The 14,859-nt window shown below is 47.5% G+C and carries 10 protein-coding genes; 4 read left to right on the top strand and 6 right to left on the bottom strand.

Annotated features, from left to right (window positions below; translation table 11 throughout):
* Positions 1 to 14: 14 nt before the first annotated feature.
* A complete protein-coding gene (locus ICN26_RS06255) occupies positions 15 to 476 on the bottom strand; it encodes a tripartite tricarboxylate transporter TctB family protein (protein ID WP_216267572.1) in 462 nt (153 codons plus the stop codon).
* Between the two features lie 123 nt (positions 477 to 599).
* On the opposite strand from ICN26_RS06255, the gene alaS reads away from it, so the two are divergent.
* Together alaS and ICN26_RS06265 are read left to right on the top strand one after the other, a co-directional pair.
* Positions 600 to 3,224, top strand: a complete 2,625-nt coding sequence (alaS, locus tag ICN26_RS06260) for an alanine--tRNA ligase (protein ID WP_216267573.1) — start codon at positions 600 to 602, stop codon at positions 3,222 to 3,224.
* 8 nt (positions 3,225 to 3,232) lie between these two features.
* Complete coding sequence (locus ICN26_RS06265; RefSeq protein WP_216201495.1) at positions 3,233 to 3,460, top strand: sulfurtransferase TusA family protein; 228 nt, start codon at positions 3,233 to 3,235, stop codon at positions 3,458 to 3,460.
* An 89-nt stretch (positions 3,461 to 3,549) separates the two neighbouring features.
* Here the strand turns inward: ICN26_RS06265 and galU are convergent, their stop codons facing one another.
* Together galU and ICN26_RS06275 are read right to left on the bottom strand one after the other, a co-directional pair.
* Positions 3,550 to 4,434, bottom strand: a complete 885-nt coding sequence (gene galU / locus ICN26_RS06270; protein ID WP_216267574.1) for a UTP--glucose-1-phosphate uridylyltransferase GalU — start codon at positions 4,432 to 4,434, stop codon at positions 3,550 to 3,552.
* A 28-nt stretch (positions 4,435 to 4,462) separates the two neighbouring features.
* Positions 4,463 to 7,354: a valine--tRNA ligase gene (locus tag ICN26_RS06275; RefSeq protein ID WP_216267575.1), complete on the bottom strand. Its 2,892-nt coding sequence runs from the start codon at positions 7,352 to 7,354 to the stop codon at positions 4,463 to 4,465.
* A gap of 24 nt (positions 7,355 to 7,378) precedes the next feature.
* Between ICN26_RS06275 and ICN26_RS06280 the strand changes: the two genes are divergently transcribed.
* On the top strand, positions 7,379 to 9,766 hold the full coding sequence (locus ICN26_RS06280; RefSeq protein ID WP_216267576.1) for a UvrD-helicase domain-containing protein: 2,388 nt from the start codon (positions 7,379 to 7,381) through the stop codon (positions 9,764 to 9,766).
* Here ICN26_RS06280 and ICN26_RS06285 read toward each other — a convergent pair.
* The 3 genes from ICN26_RS06285 to ICN26_RS06295 are packed head-to-tail and all read right to left on the bottom strand — an operon-like array spanning position 9,763 to position 11,900.
* On the bottom strand, positions 9,763 to 10,545 hold the full coding sequence (locus tag ICN26_RS06285) for a BPSS1780 family membrane protein (RefSeq protein WP_216267577.1): 783 nt from the start codon (positions 10,543 to 10,545) through the stop codon (positions 9,763 to 9,765). The genes ICN26_RS06280 and ICN26_RS06285 overlap by 4 nt on opposite strands.
* Complete coding sequence (locus ICN26_RS06290; protein ID WP_216267578.1) at positions 10,542 to 11,519, bottom strand: homoserine kinase; 978 nt, start codon at positions 11,517 to 11,519, stop codon at positions 10,542 to 10,544. The genes ICN26_RS06285 and ICN26_RS06290 overlap by 4 nt, the downstream gene beginning before the upstream one ends.
* A 9-nt stretch (positions 11,520 to 11,528) precedes the next feature.
* Positions 11,529 to 11,900, bottom strand: coding sequence for a hypothetical protein (locus tag ICN26_RS06295; protein ID WP_255534392.1), 372 nt, complete (start codon positions 11,898 to 11,900; stop codon positions 11,529 to 11,531).
* Positions 11,901 to 12,017: 117 nt separating this feature from the next.
* On the opposite strand from ICN26_RS06295, the gene polA reads away from it, so the two are divergent.
* Complete coding sequence (gene polA / locus ICN26_RS06300) at positions 12,018 to 14,843, top strand: DNA polymerase I (protein WP_216267579.1); 2,826 nt, start codon at positions 12,018 to 12,020, stop codon at positions 14,841 to 14,843.
* The last annotated feature ends 16 nt before the right edge of the window (positions 14,844 to 14,859 follow it).

Genomic DNA, 14,859 nt, shown 5'->3' on the forward strand with positions numbered 1-14,859 from the left:
AGAGTCCCGGTTCGTTATTGTTGTAGAAATACAGGTAGGAGTGGGAACTGAAGCTTGAGACCCACAACAAAGACTGAATAAGTAAAGGTCACCAGGAAGGCTGCATTAATCAAGGAGCCTTTCCAAGTGAACTCTTTGCTGGCGCTAGCTGACACTAGTACCAAGACCACTACAGCGACTAGAAAGCCCATGCGTGGCAGCAATAAGCCATAGAGCACTACCGAGCCTGTAATTTGCGCAATGATCTTCCAATTGAACTTAGGAATGGATTCGATAGCAGCTTTAGCGCCCATAGATTTAACTAGGACTAAGAGCCCCAAAAACGTCATCAGTATGCCAAGCCAAAATGGAAAGTAGCCTGGCCCCATCTTGGCTGCAGTGCCCATGGGGTAATGGGTAGCTACGATGGTGAAGAATAGGCCAATAACCATATACATGATTCCGGCACCAAAATCCCGTTGATTGCGAATTTTCAAGTTGAGCTCCTTATATCGACTTAAAGGCCGATCTATTTATTGATGTTACGGGATTGTAAGGCAGGATTGAGGTGATTTACCCAGGTTTTGCCCCCGACTAGTGCCAATGCGATAATTATTCGCATGAAAGTCTCTCAAATTCGCCAGGCGTACCTGGACTACTTCGCCCAAAAAGGCCATCAGATTGTCCCATCCAGCCCAGTTGTGCCTGGAGACGACCCGACCTTGTTATTCACGAATGCGGGGATGAATCAGTTTAAGGACGTGTTTTTAGGCTTTGATAAGCGCCCTTACAACCGAGCTACAACCGCCCAGAAATGTATTCGTGCCGGTGGCAAACACAATGACTTGGATAACGTTGGCTATACAGCGCGTCACCATACCTTTTTTGAAATGCTGGGTAATTTCTCTTTTGGGGACTACTTCAAGAAGGATGCAATTCAGTTTGCCTGGGGTTTACTGACTGAAGTCTTTAAGCTGCCAGAAGAAAAGCTGCTTGTCACCGTCTACGCGGAAGATGACGAGGCTTATGAGATTTGGAATAAGCAAATCGGCGTTCCAGCTGAGCGCATTATTCGCATTGGCGATAACAAAGGCGCTCGTTATGCTTCAGATAACTTCTGGATGATGGGCGATACAGGTCCGTGCGGGCCTTGTACTGAAATCTTCTATGACCACGGCCCGCACATTGCTGGTGGTCCTCCTGGTAGTCCTGATGAAGACGGCGATCGCTATATTGAGATCTGGAATAACGTATTCATGCAGTTCAATCGCGATGAAGCGGGCAATATGCATCCATTGCCCAAGCCGAGCGTCGATACTGGTATGGGCCTTGAGCGCATTGCGGCAGTGTTGCAGCACGTGCACTCGAACTATGAAATTGACCTTTTTGTTAATTTGCTCAAAGCAGCTAAAGAGGCTGTTGATGCTGCCGGTGGTGAGAATTGCGATCCAAGCAGTCCATCTCTCAAAGTCATTGCCGATCACATTCGTGCCTGTAGTTTCATTGTGGTGGATGGTGTGATTCCAGGTAATGCAGGTCGCGGATATGTCCTTCGTCGTATTACACGCCGCGCAATTCGTCATGGTTACAAATTAGGCGCACGCAAACCGTTCTTTTATCAACTCGTTCCAGCCCTCGTAAAAGAGATGGGTCAGGCTTATCCAGAGTTGCAGGCAGCGAAAGATAAAGTGAGTGAAGTGATTAAGCAGGAGGAGGAGCGTTTCTTCCAGACGATCGCTAACGGTATGGAGATTTTGGAGAGCGCGCTTGCTGGTGGCGCTAAGACGGTTGATGGTGAAACCGCCTTCCGCTTACACGATACCTTTGGCTTCCCATTAGATCTCACTGCTGACGTATGCCGTGAGCGCGATGTCACAGTCGATGCCGAAGGTTTTGACTTGGCAATGCAAAAGCAGCGTGACCAAGCAAGAGCGGCTGGTAAGTTCAAAGTGGCTCAAGGCTTGGAGTACTCTGGCAAGCCAACCCGGTTTCATGGTTACGACACTTTGAAGCATGAGGGCGCTAAAGTCACCGCACTCTATGTTGATGGTTCTGTAGTGCAGTCCATCAAGGCTGGTGATGCAGCCGTGATCGTGTTAGACAACACGCCTTTTTACGCTGAGTCCGGTGGGCAGGTTGGAGACAAGGGTGAGTTACGCAATGAAGTAGTTCGCTTTGCAGTTGAAGATACCTTCAAGATTCAGGCGGATGTTTTTGGTCATCAAGGTGAAGTGCAAGAGGGCGAGCTCAAGATAGGCGATACGCTGAACGCCTTGGTAGATGCTCAGCAAAGAACAGAAACAATGCGTAACCATAGTGCTACCCATATTTTGCATAAAGCATTGCGTGAAGTATTGGGTGATCATGTGCAGCAAAAAGGCTCATTAGTTGATGCCACTAAAACCCGCTTTGACTTTACTCACAACGCACCTATTACTGCGCAAGAAATTCGACGGATAGAAGATATTGTGAATGCTGAAATTTTGGCAAATACTGCGACTTCTGGAAAAGTGATGTCTCTAGATGATGCTCAAAAAACCGGTGCCACAATGCTTTTCGGTGAAAAGTATGCTGATGAAGTGCGTGTACTAGAAATCGGCAGCTCTAAAGAGCTGTGCGGCGGAACTCACGTTGGACGTACTGGTGATATCGGAAGCTTGAAGATTGTTTCTGAAGGTGGTGTAGCAGCTGGCATTCGTCGTGTTGAGGCGGTGACTGGGAAAAATGCCCTGATCTTTTTACAAGGTTTAGAAGACAAAATTAACGAAGCGGCCGCAGTTCTCAAAACTCACCCCGGTGATTTAGTGAGTCGTGTTACTCAACTTCAAGACAGTTTGCGTCAGGCTGAGCGTGAGTTAGATAAGGTGAACTCCAAGCTCGCTGCTAGCCAAGGTGATGAGTTGGCAACACAAGCAGTTGATGTCAATGGCATCAAAGTATTGGCGGCTCGCTTAGATGGTGCCGATGCTCAAGTCTTACGCGAGACTATGGATGCCTTAAAGGGCAAACTAAAGACTGCCGCAATAGTTTTGGCTTCGGTGCAGGGCGATAAGGTGAGTCTGATTGCCGGCGTGACTGCGGATTCTATTGCTAAGGTAAAAGCAGGGGACTTAGTAAACTTCGTTGCCCAGCAAGTCGGCGGAAAGGGTGGCGGTAAACCAGAGATGGCGATGGCCGGCGGTACCGACCCAAGCAAGTTGGGGGCTGCTTTAGCTGGCGTAAAAGATTGGGTGGCATCTAAATGAGCGACGTTATCGAATTTAATCTCGAGGTTGATGCGATTGGCATGAATTGCCCACTCCCAATTTTGCGTACCAAGAAAGCTCTAGCTACCATGCAGTCCGGTGAAGTGCTTAAAGTGAAAGCCACGGATGCTGGTGCTGCGCATGACTTTCCTGCGTTTGCAAAACAGACTGGCAACGAACTGCTCTCTAGCAGCGCTGAGGGTGACGTATTGGTTTTCTTTCTCAAGAGAAGATAAGATGTTTTGAAACTACTGGCACCAAAGAAAAAGGCAGAAATTGATTTCTGCCTTTTTGCTTTTCTCGCCCTAGAGATTCACTGTGATGCTTAGGTTAAAGAACGATTCTTTAAGTAAGCCGCAAACTCAGTCTTCACTTCTGGGTGCCGTAAAGCAAACTCTACTGAAGCCTTGAGGTAGCCAAGCTTGCTGCCGCAGTCATAGCGCACACCGTCGTATTCATAAGCAAATACGGGGTCTTCTTTGAGTAATGAGGCAATCGCATCAGTGAGTTGGATTTCACCGCCAGCACCGGGCTTCAGATTGCGAATGTGATTAAAGATATCTGAAGAGAGAACATAGCGACCTACTACTGCTAAGTTGGATGGCGCATCCTGAGGTTGTGGCTTTTCCACAATGCCGTTTAAGCGATAGATGCCTTTGGATACTTCTGCTCCAGAAATAATGCCGTAGGAGCTACTTTTGGATGGATCAATTTTCTCCACCGCTAAGACGGAGCCATTTTGCTCATCAAATACTTTGAGCATTTGCTTGAGTACTGGAGGTTGGCCATCAAGTAAGTCATCCGCAAGAATGATGGCAAAAGGTTCATCACGTACGAGCTTTTCTGCGCATAAAACTGCATGACCCAAACCCAAAGCTTCAGGTTGGCGTACATAGACGCAATCGACATGGCTTGGTTTTACGCTTCGAACGATCTCTAAAAGAGCTTGTTTATTTTTTGCTTCAAGTTCGGCCTCAAGCTCGTAAGCTTTATCAAAGTGATCTTCAATGGCACGCTTACTACGGCCAGTCACGAAAATCATTTCAGTGATGCCAGCGGCAATTGCTTCCTCAACCGCATACTGAATGAGTGGTTTATCCACTACATTGAGCATCTCTTTCGGGCTAGCCTTGGTGGCTGGCAAGAAACGAGTGCCCAAACCCGCAACCGGGAAGACGGCTTTAGTAACGGCTTTAGTGCTTAATGGCATTGCAATTCCGATCAGTTTTGTTGAGGCTTTATTTCAGTCGTTCTAATTGTGCAACAAGTTTCTCGTGGTTTTGCTCAAAGCCAGTAAGACGTTGCTTTTCTTGAGCCACCACTTCTTCTGGGGCTCGCGCTACGAAGCTTTCGTTGCCAAGCTTGCTACGTGCTTTGGTGATTTCATTAGCTAAGCGCTCTATTTCTTTGCCTAAACGAATTCTCTCGGCCGCCACGTCTACTTCAATTTTGAGTAGCAACTTCAGATTACCAACCAAAGCCATTGGTGCGCCAGGAGCATCCTTTTCTAAAGCGGACTCGTCATCGTAGATTTTGACTTCAGATAGCTTGGCTAAAGCAGTTAAGTACGGACTTGCTTTGTTCAAGAAATCTTGTGGCCCACTAATCCAGAGAGGTACCCTGAACGCAGGAGAAACTTGCATCTCGCCACGTAGGTTACGGCAAGCATCCACAATCGATTTAATCTGGGCAACCCAAGCTTCGCTTTGCTCATCAATCTTATCGAGTTGAGCAACTGGGTATGGCTGCAGCGCAATGGTTTGCTTATCTTGTTTAGCCAGATCTTTACCAACCTTTGGCCCAACGGTTTGCCAGAGGGTTTCGGTAATGAATGGAATGAGTGGGTGCGCCATGCGCAAGATGGTTTCTAAAACACGCAGCAGAGTGCGACGAGTGGCGCGTTGTTGTGCAGGCGTTCCAGTTTGGAGTTGTACCTTGGCTAACTCTAAATACCAATCGCAGTATTCATCCCAAACAAATTGGTAAATACTTGTGGCAATGTTGTCAAAGCGATAGTTTTGGAAGCCTTTCGCAACATCAGCCTCCGTTCTTTGTAATAAAGAAACAATCCAACGATCTGCTGGGGAGAAATCAAGCTGCCCTTCTGGACCGCATTGGCTGTCACAAGGAGCAAAGCCGTTCTCTTGATCATCGCCAGGGCAATTCATAAGAACAAAACGAGTGGCATTCCAGAGTTTGTTGCAGAAGTTGCGATAGCCTTCACAGCGCTTCTGATCAAAATTAATATTTCGACCTAGTGATGCAAGTGAGGCGAAGGTAAAGCGCAGGGCATCTGTACCAAATGCAGGAATTCCTTCCGGAAACTCTTTCTTAGTTTTTTTGCCTATGCTTTCAGCTTGCTTTGGATTCATCAAGCCAGTAGTGCGCTTAGCAACTAGATCTTCAATCTTGATGCCGTCAATTAAATCGATCGGATCCAAAGTATTACCTTTGGACTTACTCATCTTCTGGCCTTCGGCATCACGTACTAAGCCATGAACATACACCGTATGAAATGGCACCTTGCCAGTGAAGTGACAAGTCATCATGACCATTCTGGCTACCCAGAAGAAAATGATGTCAAAACCAGTAACCAAGACCGATGATGGTAAGAAATGATTTAGAGCAGGCGTTTCCTCTGGCCAACCTAATGAACTAAAGGGCACCAAAGCAGAGCTAAACCAAGTATCTAAGACATCGGGATCACGATGGAGTTGACCGGTATAGCCAGCGGTAGCAGCCTTAGATTTCACCTCTGCTTCGGAGCGTGCCACAAAAATCTGTCCGTCATCGCCATACCAAGCGGGGATTTGATGTCCCCACCAGAGTTGTCGAGAGATGCACCAGTCCTGAATATTTTCCAGCCACTGGGAGTAGGTGCTAATCCAGTTTTCTGGAACGAGCTTAATGTCACCATTTTTTACTGCATCTAGCGCAGCGCCTGCAATAGAGGAGCCTGGTTGATATTGGTTATCAGGACTTGGTTTGGATACTGCGACAAACCATTGGTCAGTGAGCATCGGCTCAATGATGGTTTGGGTGCGATCTCCACGAGGCACCATCAATTTATGCGGCTGTACTTTTTCTAATAAGCCAGCTGCATCTAAGTCGGCAACGATTTGTTTGCGGGCAGCAAAGCGCTCAAGGCCTTGATATACCGCTGGTGCATTCTCATTAATCTTGGCATCGAGGGTCAAGATATTGATGATTGGTAACTGATGGCGCTGTCCAACGGCATAGTCGTTGAAGTCATGCGCAGGTGTCACTTTGACGACACCAGTACCAAAGGCTAAATCTACATAGTCATCGGCAATGATCGGAATCTCACGATTACACAGTGGTAGCTGAACTGATTTACCAATGAGGCGTTTGTAGCGCTCGTCTTCTGGATTGACCATAACGGCCACGTCACCCAATAAAGTCTCTGGGCGCGTGGTGGCAACAGTCAGGTGTCCGGAGCCATCTGCTAATGGATAGCGGATATGCCACATGGAACCATCTTCTTCCTCGCTCACTACCTCTAGATCTGAAACAGCAGTACCGAGTACTGGATCCCAGTTCACCAAACGTTTACCGCGATAAATTAATCCTTGTTCATGCAGGCGAACGAATACCTCAACAACTGCTTTGGACATCTTGCTGTCCATCGTGAAATATTCTTTACCCCAATCAATTGAGGCGCCTAAGCGACGAATCTGACGGGTAATCGTGTTGCCAGAAGTTTCTTTCCACTCCCACACTTTTTCTAAGAATTTCTCGCGACCCAAATCATGGCGAGAGATCTTCTGTGCATCAAGCTGGCGCTCAACGACAATTTGTGTAGCAATACCAGCATGGTCTGTACCCGGAACCCATAAGGTATTTTTACCGGACATGCGGGCATGACGCACCAAGCCGTCCATGATGGTTTGATTAAAAGCGTGACCCATGTGCAGTGTGCCGGTTACATTCGGTGGCGGCAACTGAATCGAGAAATCCCCCTTGCCCTCGTCTAGGGTGGCGTCGGCAATGCCTCGGCGTTCCCATTCCGGACCCCAATAAGCTTCAATTGGGGCGGGTTCGTAGGATTTGGCTAGTTCCTCTAGGGAACTGGCCGCTGATGAATTAGGGGTATTCGAAGCATTTGGCATAAGAGGCAAATTATAATTGGGGCGATGTACTCAGACCTACTCGCAAACCTTAATCCAGAACAACGCGAGGCAGTGACCCTCCCGCCGGTAAATGAAAATGGCCAGGCCCAGTCAGCCCTGATTTTGGCAGGCGCTGGTAGTGGAAAAACCCGCGTACTCACGACCCGTATAGCTTGGTTGATCCAAACGGGTCAGGTTTCACCTATTGGCGTCCTTGCGGTGACCTTCACCAATAAGGCCGCTAAAGAGATGATGTTGCGTCTAAGCGCCATGTTGCCCATTAACACCCGAGGCATGTGGATCGGCACTTTTCATGGTCTTTGCAACCGTTTATTGCGTGCACATCACAAAGAAGCAGGTTTACCGTCCACTTTTCAGATTTTGGATACCCAGGATCAGCTTTCCGCCATCAAGCGTCTTTTGAAGGGCTTAAAGGTCGATGATGAGAAATACCCCCCTAAGCAGTTGCAATACTTTATTGCGCACGCCAAAGAGCGTGGCCAGCGTGCCAAAGAATTATCTGTAGGAGATGACTTTCAGGCGAAGATGGCTCAACTCTATGAAGCCTACGATGAGCAATGCCAACGTGAAGGTGTAGTCGACTTTGCTGAACTCTTATTACGTAGTTATGAATTGCTCAAACATAACGAGGCCATTCGTACGCACTACCAAGAACGATTCCGTCATATTTTGATTGATGAGTTTCAAGATACCAATGCCTTGCAATACGCTTGGCTCAAATTACTCTCTGGTCACGATGCTAGTCGCGTCAATGTCAGCGGCATGGGAAGTAGTGCAGTTTTTGCGGTAGGCGATGATGATCAAAGTATTTACGCATTCCGCGGCGCAGATGTGGAGAACATGCGTTTGTATGAAAAGCAATATCACCCAATGATGGTCAAGCTTGAGCAGAACTACCGCTCGCATGGCCATATCTTGGATACAGCCAATTACCTCATCTCTAATAACACGGATCGTCTTGGTAAAAACTTGCGCACTGATGCAGGTCATGGCGAGCCCGTTCGCATCTATGATGCGCCAAGTGATCACGCTGAAGCTGCATGGCTTGTAGATGAAATTAAAGCCCTGGTGAATAGCGGTATCAAGCGCACTGAAATTGCCTTGCTCTACAGAAGTAATGCTCAGTCACGCATTATTGAGCACGCTTTATTTTCTGCGGCGATTCCATATCGGGTTTACGGTGGACTGCGCTTCTTCGAGCGCGCAGAGATTAAACATGCCTTAGCGTATTTACGTCTGCTAGAAAATCCGAATGACGACACCTCCTTCTCGCGCGTAGTGAATTTCCCAACACGCGGTATTGGCGCAAGATCGATTGAGGCTGTGCAAGATGCAGCTCGTGCACAAAATAGTTCTTTGTATTTAGCGGCATCGACATTAGATGGTAAAGCTGGTGCCTCCTTAGGCGGCTTTGTGCGCCTGGTAGATCATATGCGTGAAGCTACCCGTCACAATACCTTGCCTGAAACTGTGGAGTTCGTGATTCAAAACAGTGGTTTGATTCAGCACTATCTCTCAGAACGCGAAGGCCAGGACCGCGTAGAAAACTTACAAGAATTAATTAATGCCGCAACCGCATTTATTGCGGAAGAAGGTTATGGTCAGGATGCCACTGCTGCCACTTTACCTGGTGAGAATGCCCCTGGCGTAGTCGAGGTCTCGCCATTAGCCGCATTTCTCTCGCACGCTTCACTTGAGGCCGGTGATAACCAGGCTCAGGCAGGCCAAGATGCTGTGCAGCTGATGACGGTGCACTCTGCTAAAGGCTTGGAGTTCACCTCTGTATTTATTACCGGCTTAGAAGAGGGATTATTCCCACATGAGAACAGTATTAATGAGCAGCATGGTTTAGAAGAAGAGCGTCGCTTAATGTATGTGGCGATTACTCGCGCAAAAGAGCGTCTCTATCTCTCTCACACGCAGTCACGGATGTTGCATGGTCAAGTGCGCTACAACATGCCATCGCGCTTCTTGGAAGAGTTGCCATCTGATTCGCTGAAGTGGCTCACTCCAAAAGTCAAAGATGCCCGTTGGGGTGGCACTAGCAATGGAAATGGCGGTCGCTCAGGGTCAACTTGGCAAGATGGCTATACACGTCAGCGTGAGTTTGGATCGAATGATTTCTTTGATAGTGGTAACGAGCGTGAGCGACCTGCAAGGCAAATTGGCCGAGTAGGCTCTGCCTCAACCGCCGTGACTAGAATGGCCTCACCACCACGAGGAAATTACCCATTTACGATTGGGCAAAATGTGTTCCATACCAAGTTTGGTGAAGGGCGCGTTACAGGCTTAGAGGGTAATGATGCTGATGCGCGCGCTCAGGTGAATTTCAAGCGCCATGGCGTGAAATGGCTGCAGCTCAGTATTGCTAAGCTTGCTGCGATCGATTAAGCGATTAAAGTAGCCGATTCTTTTTCGGCAAAGCATGCCTTCCAGGTAGCAAAGAAAGAGCAGTGCATTACAGTGAGCCCGGCCATAGAAATAGGCGCGATGATGAATGATGCGGCTTGGCCTAGGTCGAGAGCATCAAAGATTGAGCCAATCGTTAAAGGAATGGCGATTAAGATCGCACCCCAAATCGTGAGATATATAAAGAATGCACCTCGATTAGTCCAGCAAGCAATAGCACTGGAGAAAAGGGCTTGTGCTATGGACATATCAGACCAAGCAACGAGTACGGGAGAAAACCACATCAACATCGCCACTGGCACATACAGAAGACCGCCAAAAAAGAGAATCAGATAAATCTGATTGATAGCTTCTGAAGTGATGGGCTTGTCGTTAGTCATTAGTGGAATAAGCAACTCAAAATCTACCAACATGCTTAAGATAAAACTGAGGACTAGGATGAGCGCGGCATAGATCAATCCCAATTGGAGAATACGTTTACGAATCAAAGGCGTGGATTGCAGGGCAATCACGTATACCGAAGGTCGAATACGTTCTTTTTGAATTGCTAGGCGACAGGCGGTCATAAAGCCCACCGACAAAGTAGGTGTGAGCAATAAGACGGCAAAGATACCAATCACGGGTACGAGTACCGCAAGCTGCGCTACAAATATGTACATGAATACCAGCATTAAAAAACCCAAAGGATTTTGTTTAAAAAGCCAAATGCCTTGACGTATCCAGGTGTAACCCTCTTTTGGGGCGACGGAGTTCAGTTTCATATTGCCTTGCGACTTAAAAGAATATTTTCGAAATGATGGGGATCATGTGGGGTGAGCATTTGCGCATCACGTGGCAAATAAAAATCCCACAGGCGGGAGATCCAGAATCGTAGTGCTGCAGCACGCACCATCAGGGGCCAGCTTGCCTGCTCTTCTTTGCTTAGTGGGCGAACAGCTTGATAGGCATCCATCAGCGCCTTGAAGCGAGCAGGATCTAAGTCTTGTCTGTTGTCAGCAAGACACCAATCATTTGCAGTAACTGCTAAATCAAATAACCACTTGTCTGTTCCGGCGAAATAAAAGTCGAAGAAACCACCCAGCTGATCTTGAGAGCCATCGCTTGCGCCTTGAGTATCAAATAGCACGTTATCTCTAAAGAGATCACAATGACTCGCCCCTTGTGGCAGTGATGCATAGGCTTCAGAGCTAAAGAATTGCTCTTGGATTAAGAGCTCGCTAGTCAGTAACTCTTTTTGTGCGTCACTCAAGTGTGACAACACTTGTGGAACTGTTTTTTGCCACCAAGAAAGACTGCGAAGATTCTCTTGAGCGTGCTTAAAGTCGCTACTGGCTAAATGCATTTTGGCTAAGTACTCCCCAACCAGAGCGCAATGCTTAGCTTCGGGTGCAAGCCTAGAAAGGCCGGGAAGCTTACTCACAATTGCTGCAGGCTTACCTTTGAGGGTAAATAAAATTTGCCCCTGTTTGTTTTCAAGTGGCTTAGGTACTGGAATGCTTTTATTGGCCAAGTGGCGCATCAGCTCTAGGTAGTACGGAAGCTGCTCTGCAGACAGTCTTTCAAAAATAGTCAGAACATATTCTTGTTTCTTGCCATCTTTTTCAGTGTCAAGAAAGAAATTGGAATTCTCAATCCCACCATGAATTCCGCGAATGTCGATGGCCTGCCCGATATCAAAGTCGCTTGAGATCCAAGCAGAGATATCGCTTAGTTCAATGGGGGTGAAAACGGCCATGAGTAAAGATTAAAAAGGAACTCTGATACTCGGTACGCTGATCAGGTCAGTTTCTTTGGGTACGCCAGGCATCACTGTTGCCGGAGGCGCCATTTCGTAGCTGGTATAGCGAGTCTTAACATCCACCTGAGTGGGCGCATTGGTATCTTTATATTCAGTAATTTCAGTACCAGTAGCTTCTTTGTGTTGAAAGCTCGGTTTACGACTTTCAGGCGCGCTGGTTGCTTGAGATGCGCTCACTGCAGGCGCTAAAGGTTGATTATTAATGCGCTGCAACTCAGAGGGGCTGAGCGCTTGCGAATTGTTTTGAGCGTGTGCTGAATTGAGGCTAAAAGAGGCGAAAGCCACTAAAAAGCTAGTCAGAACAAGGGTTTGACTCAAAGAAGAGTGGAGTAAGTTAGTTAGCGCGTGCATCATTTTTCACCTTTTTAGGCCTCTTTTCAGGAGGATTTGAACCTGATCTGTAGGCAGTTAGCAACTAGATTGTACGATTGCGGTATGACTAAACATAGACTCTTGTTGGTAGACGGCTCTAGCTACCTCTATCGCGCCTTTCATGCCATGCCAGACCTCAGAAATGGGGCAGGTGACCCAACGGGAGCCATCTATGGAATGGTGAATATGATGCGCCGAGCCCGCTCAGAACTCAAGGCTGATCACATTGCCTGTGTTTTTGATGCCAAAGGCAAGACTTTCCGGGATGAAATGTATCCCGAGTACAAGGCGCATCGCTCCCCTATGCCTGAAGATTTGGTAAAGCAGATTGAGCCGATCCATGCCATGGTGAAAGCCTTGGGCTGGCCGGTATTAATGGTTTCTGGGGTTGAGGCTGATGATGTGATTGCCACCTTAGCTAGTCAAGCGACCCAAGCTGGTTGGGAAACGATTATTTCTACTGGCGATAAAGATTTGGCTCAGTTGGTGAACGCTTCTGTCACCTTAATTAATACGATGACCAATGAGAAGTTGGATATTGATGGTGTCATAGAAAAATTTGGAGTACCCCCAGAGCGAATCGTAGATTACCTTTCCATCATTGGTGATACGGTCGATAACGTACCGGGCGTTCCTAAGGCCGGCCCTAAAACTGCAAATAAATGGTTGGCTGAATTTGGCGACTTAGACAACTTGATGGCAAACGCTGATCAAGTAAAAGGTGTTGTAGGTGAAAACTTGCGAAATAGTTTGGAGTGGCTTCCACAAGCACGACAACTCATTACCGTCAAAACCGATTGCGATTTATCGCCACATCTCCCAGGTTTAGATGACTTGCATGCGAAACCAGAAGATGCACCGCTCTTGCGGGAGTTGTTTGAGCACTACGCATTTAAGACTTGGTTGCGTGATGTGGAGAGACAGTTGGGGAGTGTGACTTCTGAGTCTGTTGGAGATTTTGATTTAGCTGGTAGCCCCATTAAAAATAGTGCTGAAGAAAATGTAAAAAGTGCAGTCAAGAAATTTGGCCCCACTGCTACAGAAGCGACAATTGCCTTATCTCAAGAAGCAGCGGATCTACAAGGTGCCATTGCAAAACACTATGAATGTGTAGTTGATGAAGAGACCTTAGATCGTTGGATTAAAAAAATTGCAGGTGCTGATCTTACGGCGGTTGATACCGAAACTACTAGCTTAGATGCACTGGCTGCAGAGCTTGTTGGGATCTCGCTTTGCGTCACTCCCGGAGAGGCGTGTTACATACCGTTAGCGCATCGCAATGGAGAAGCTCAGCTCAGCCGCGAACTGGTTTTAGCGCGCATGAAGCCCTGGTTAGAAAGCGCGACTAATTTAAAGCTAGGGCAAAACCTCAAGTACGACAGCCATATCTTTGCGAACTATGGTGTTGCTTTGCATGGCATTACTTTTGACACTATGTTGGAATCTTATGTGCTCGAATCGCATATGCCTCACAACATGGATAACTTAGCCGAGCGACATCTCGGCATGAAGACTATTAAGTATGAAGAGGTATGCGGTAAGGGCGTCCACCAGATTGGCTTTGATCAAGTAGATCTGAAAATCGCCACCGACTACGCAGCAGAAGATGCTGACATTACCTTGCGATTACATAAAGTGTTGTGGCCACAAATTCAGGCAAGTCCTGGCCTTCTTTATATTTATGAAAATATCGAGATGCCAGCAATGCGGGTGCTGGGCATTATGGAACGTAATGGGATTCGGATTGACTCTGCCTTGCTATCTCAGCAAGGTCAAGAAGTTGGCAAACGTCTGTTAGCTCTAGAGGGTGAGATTCATAAGCTAGCTGGGCAACCGTTTAATATTCAATCCCCTAAGCAGATCGCAGAGATTTTATTTGGGCAGTTAGAGCTCCCCGTAATTAAAAAGACACCATCGGGTGCGCCATCGACCGATGAAGAAGTGTTGCAGAAGTTGGCGGAGGATTACCCTTTACCAGCGCGTATCTTGGATTACCGCAGTCTCGCTAAATTGATGTCGACCTATATCGAGAAGCTCCCACGTATGGCAGACTCTAAAACGGGACGAGTGCATACGAGTTTTTCTCAGGCAACTGCGGTGACGGGGCGTTTGGCTTCAAGCGATCCGAACTTACAGAACATTCCTGTGCGCACAGAAGAGGGCCGTCGCATTCGGGAAGCGTTTATTCCGGCTGAGGGTTGTAAGTTACTTTCTGCCGACTATTCTCAAATTGAATTGCGCATCATGGCGCATATTGCCGAGGATGAAAACTTATTAGCTGCATTCGCTGCTGGTAAAGACGTGCATCAAGCTACCGCTGCTGAGATCTTTGGTGTTCCGCTGGAAAGTGTCACATCCGAGCAGCGTCGATATGCCAAGGTTATTAACTTTGGCTTAATTTATGGCATGAGTGCCTTTGGTCTAGCCGGTAATCTGGGTATTGAGCGCTCAGCAGCCCAAAACTACATTGCTAAGTACTTTGATCGTTATCCAGGAGTTGCTCAGTATATGGAGCGCACTCGCTTGGAGGCCAGAGAGAATGGTTATGTCGAGACGGTCTTTGGTAGGCGTCTATGGCTTCCAGAAATTAAGGGGAGTGGTCCTCGCCGCCAAGGAGCAGAGCGGGCTGCAATTAATGCGCCAATGCAGGGAACGGCGGCTGACCTGATTAAATTGGCCATGATTGCGGTCGAAAACTGGTTAGAAAAAGAGCAGCTCAAGACTCGCATGCTGCTCCAGGTCCACGATGAGCTGGTATTTGATGTGCCGCTAGATGAGCTGGAGCTTTTGCAAGCAAAGCTACCTGATTTAATGTGTAAGGTAGCTGAACTAAAGGTTCCTTTGGTGGTTGGTATTGGGATTGGCGATAATTGGGAAGAAGCACACTAAATTGGGAGACTAAGAG

Source organism: Polynucleobacter hallstattensis, assembly GCF_018881835.1.
Lineage (GTDB): Bacteria > Pseudomonadota > Gammaproteobacteria > Burkholderiales > Burkholderiaceae > Polynucleobacter > Polynucleobacter hallstattensis.

Excerpts from the sequence above, each read along its gene's own strand:
- alaS (WP_216267573.1), top strand. The coding sequence starts at position 600 with ATGAAAGTCTCTCAAATTCGCCAGGCGTACCTGGACTACTTCGCCCAA.
- galU (WP_216267574.1), bottom strand. The coding sequence starts at position 4,434 with ATGCCATTAAGCACTAAAGCCGTTACTAAAGCCGTCTTCCCGGTTGCG.
- ICN26_RS06275 (WP_216267575.1), bottom strand. The coding sequence starts at position 7,354 with ATGCCAAATGCTTCGAATACCCCTAATTCATCAGCGGCCAGTTCCCTA.
- ICN26_RS06280 (WP_216267576.1), top strand. The coding sequence starts at position 7,379 with ATGTACTCAGACCTACTCGCAAACCTTAATCCAGAACAACGCGAGGCA.
- ICN26_RS06285 (WP_216267577.1), bottom strand. The coding sequence starts at position 10,545 with ATGAAACTGAACTCCGTCGCCCCAAAAGAGGGTTACACCTGGATACGT.
- ICN26_RS06290 (WP_216267578.1), bottom strand. The coding sequence starts at position 11,519 with ATGGCCGTTTTCACCCCCATTGAACTAAGCGATATCTCTGCTTGGATC.
- polA (WP_216267579.1), top strand. The coding sequence starts at position 12,018 with ATGACTAAACATAGACTCTTGTTGGTAGACGGCTCTAGCTACCTCTAT.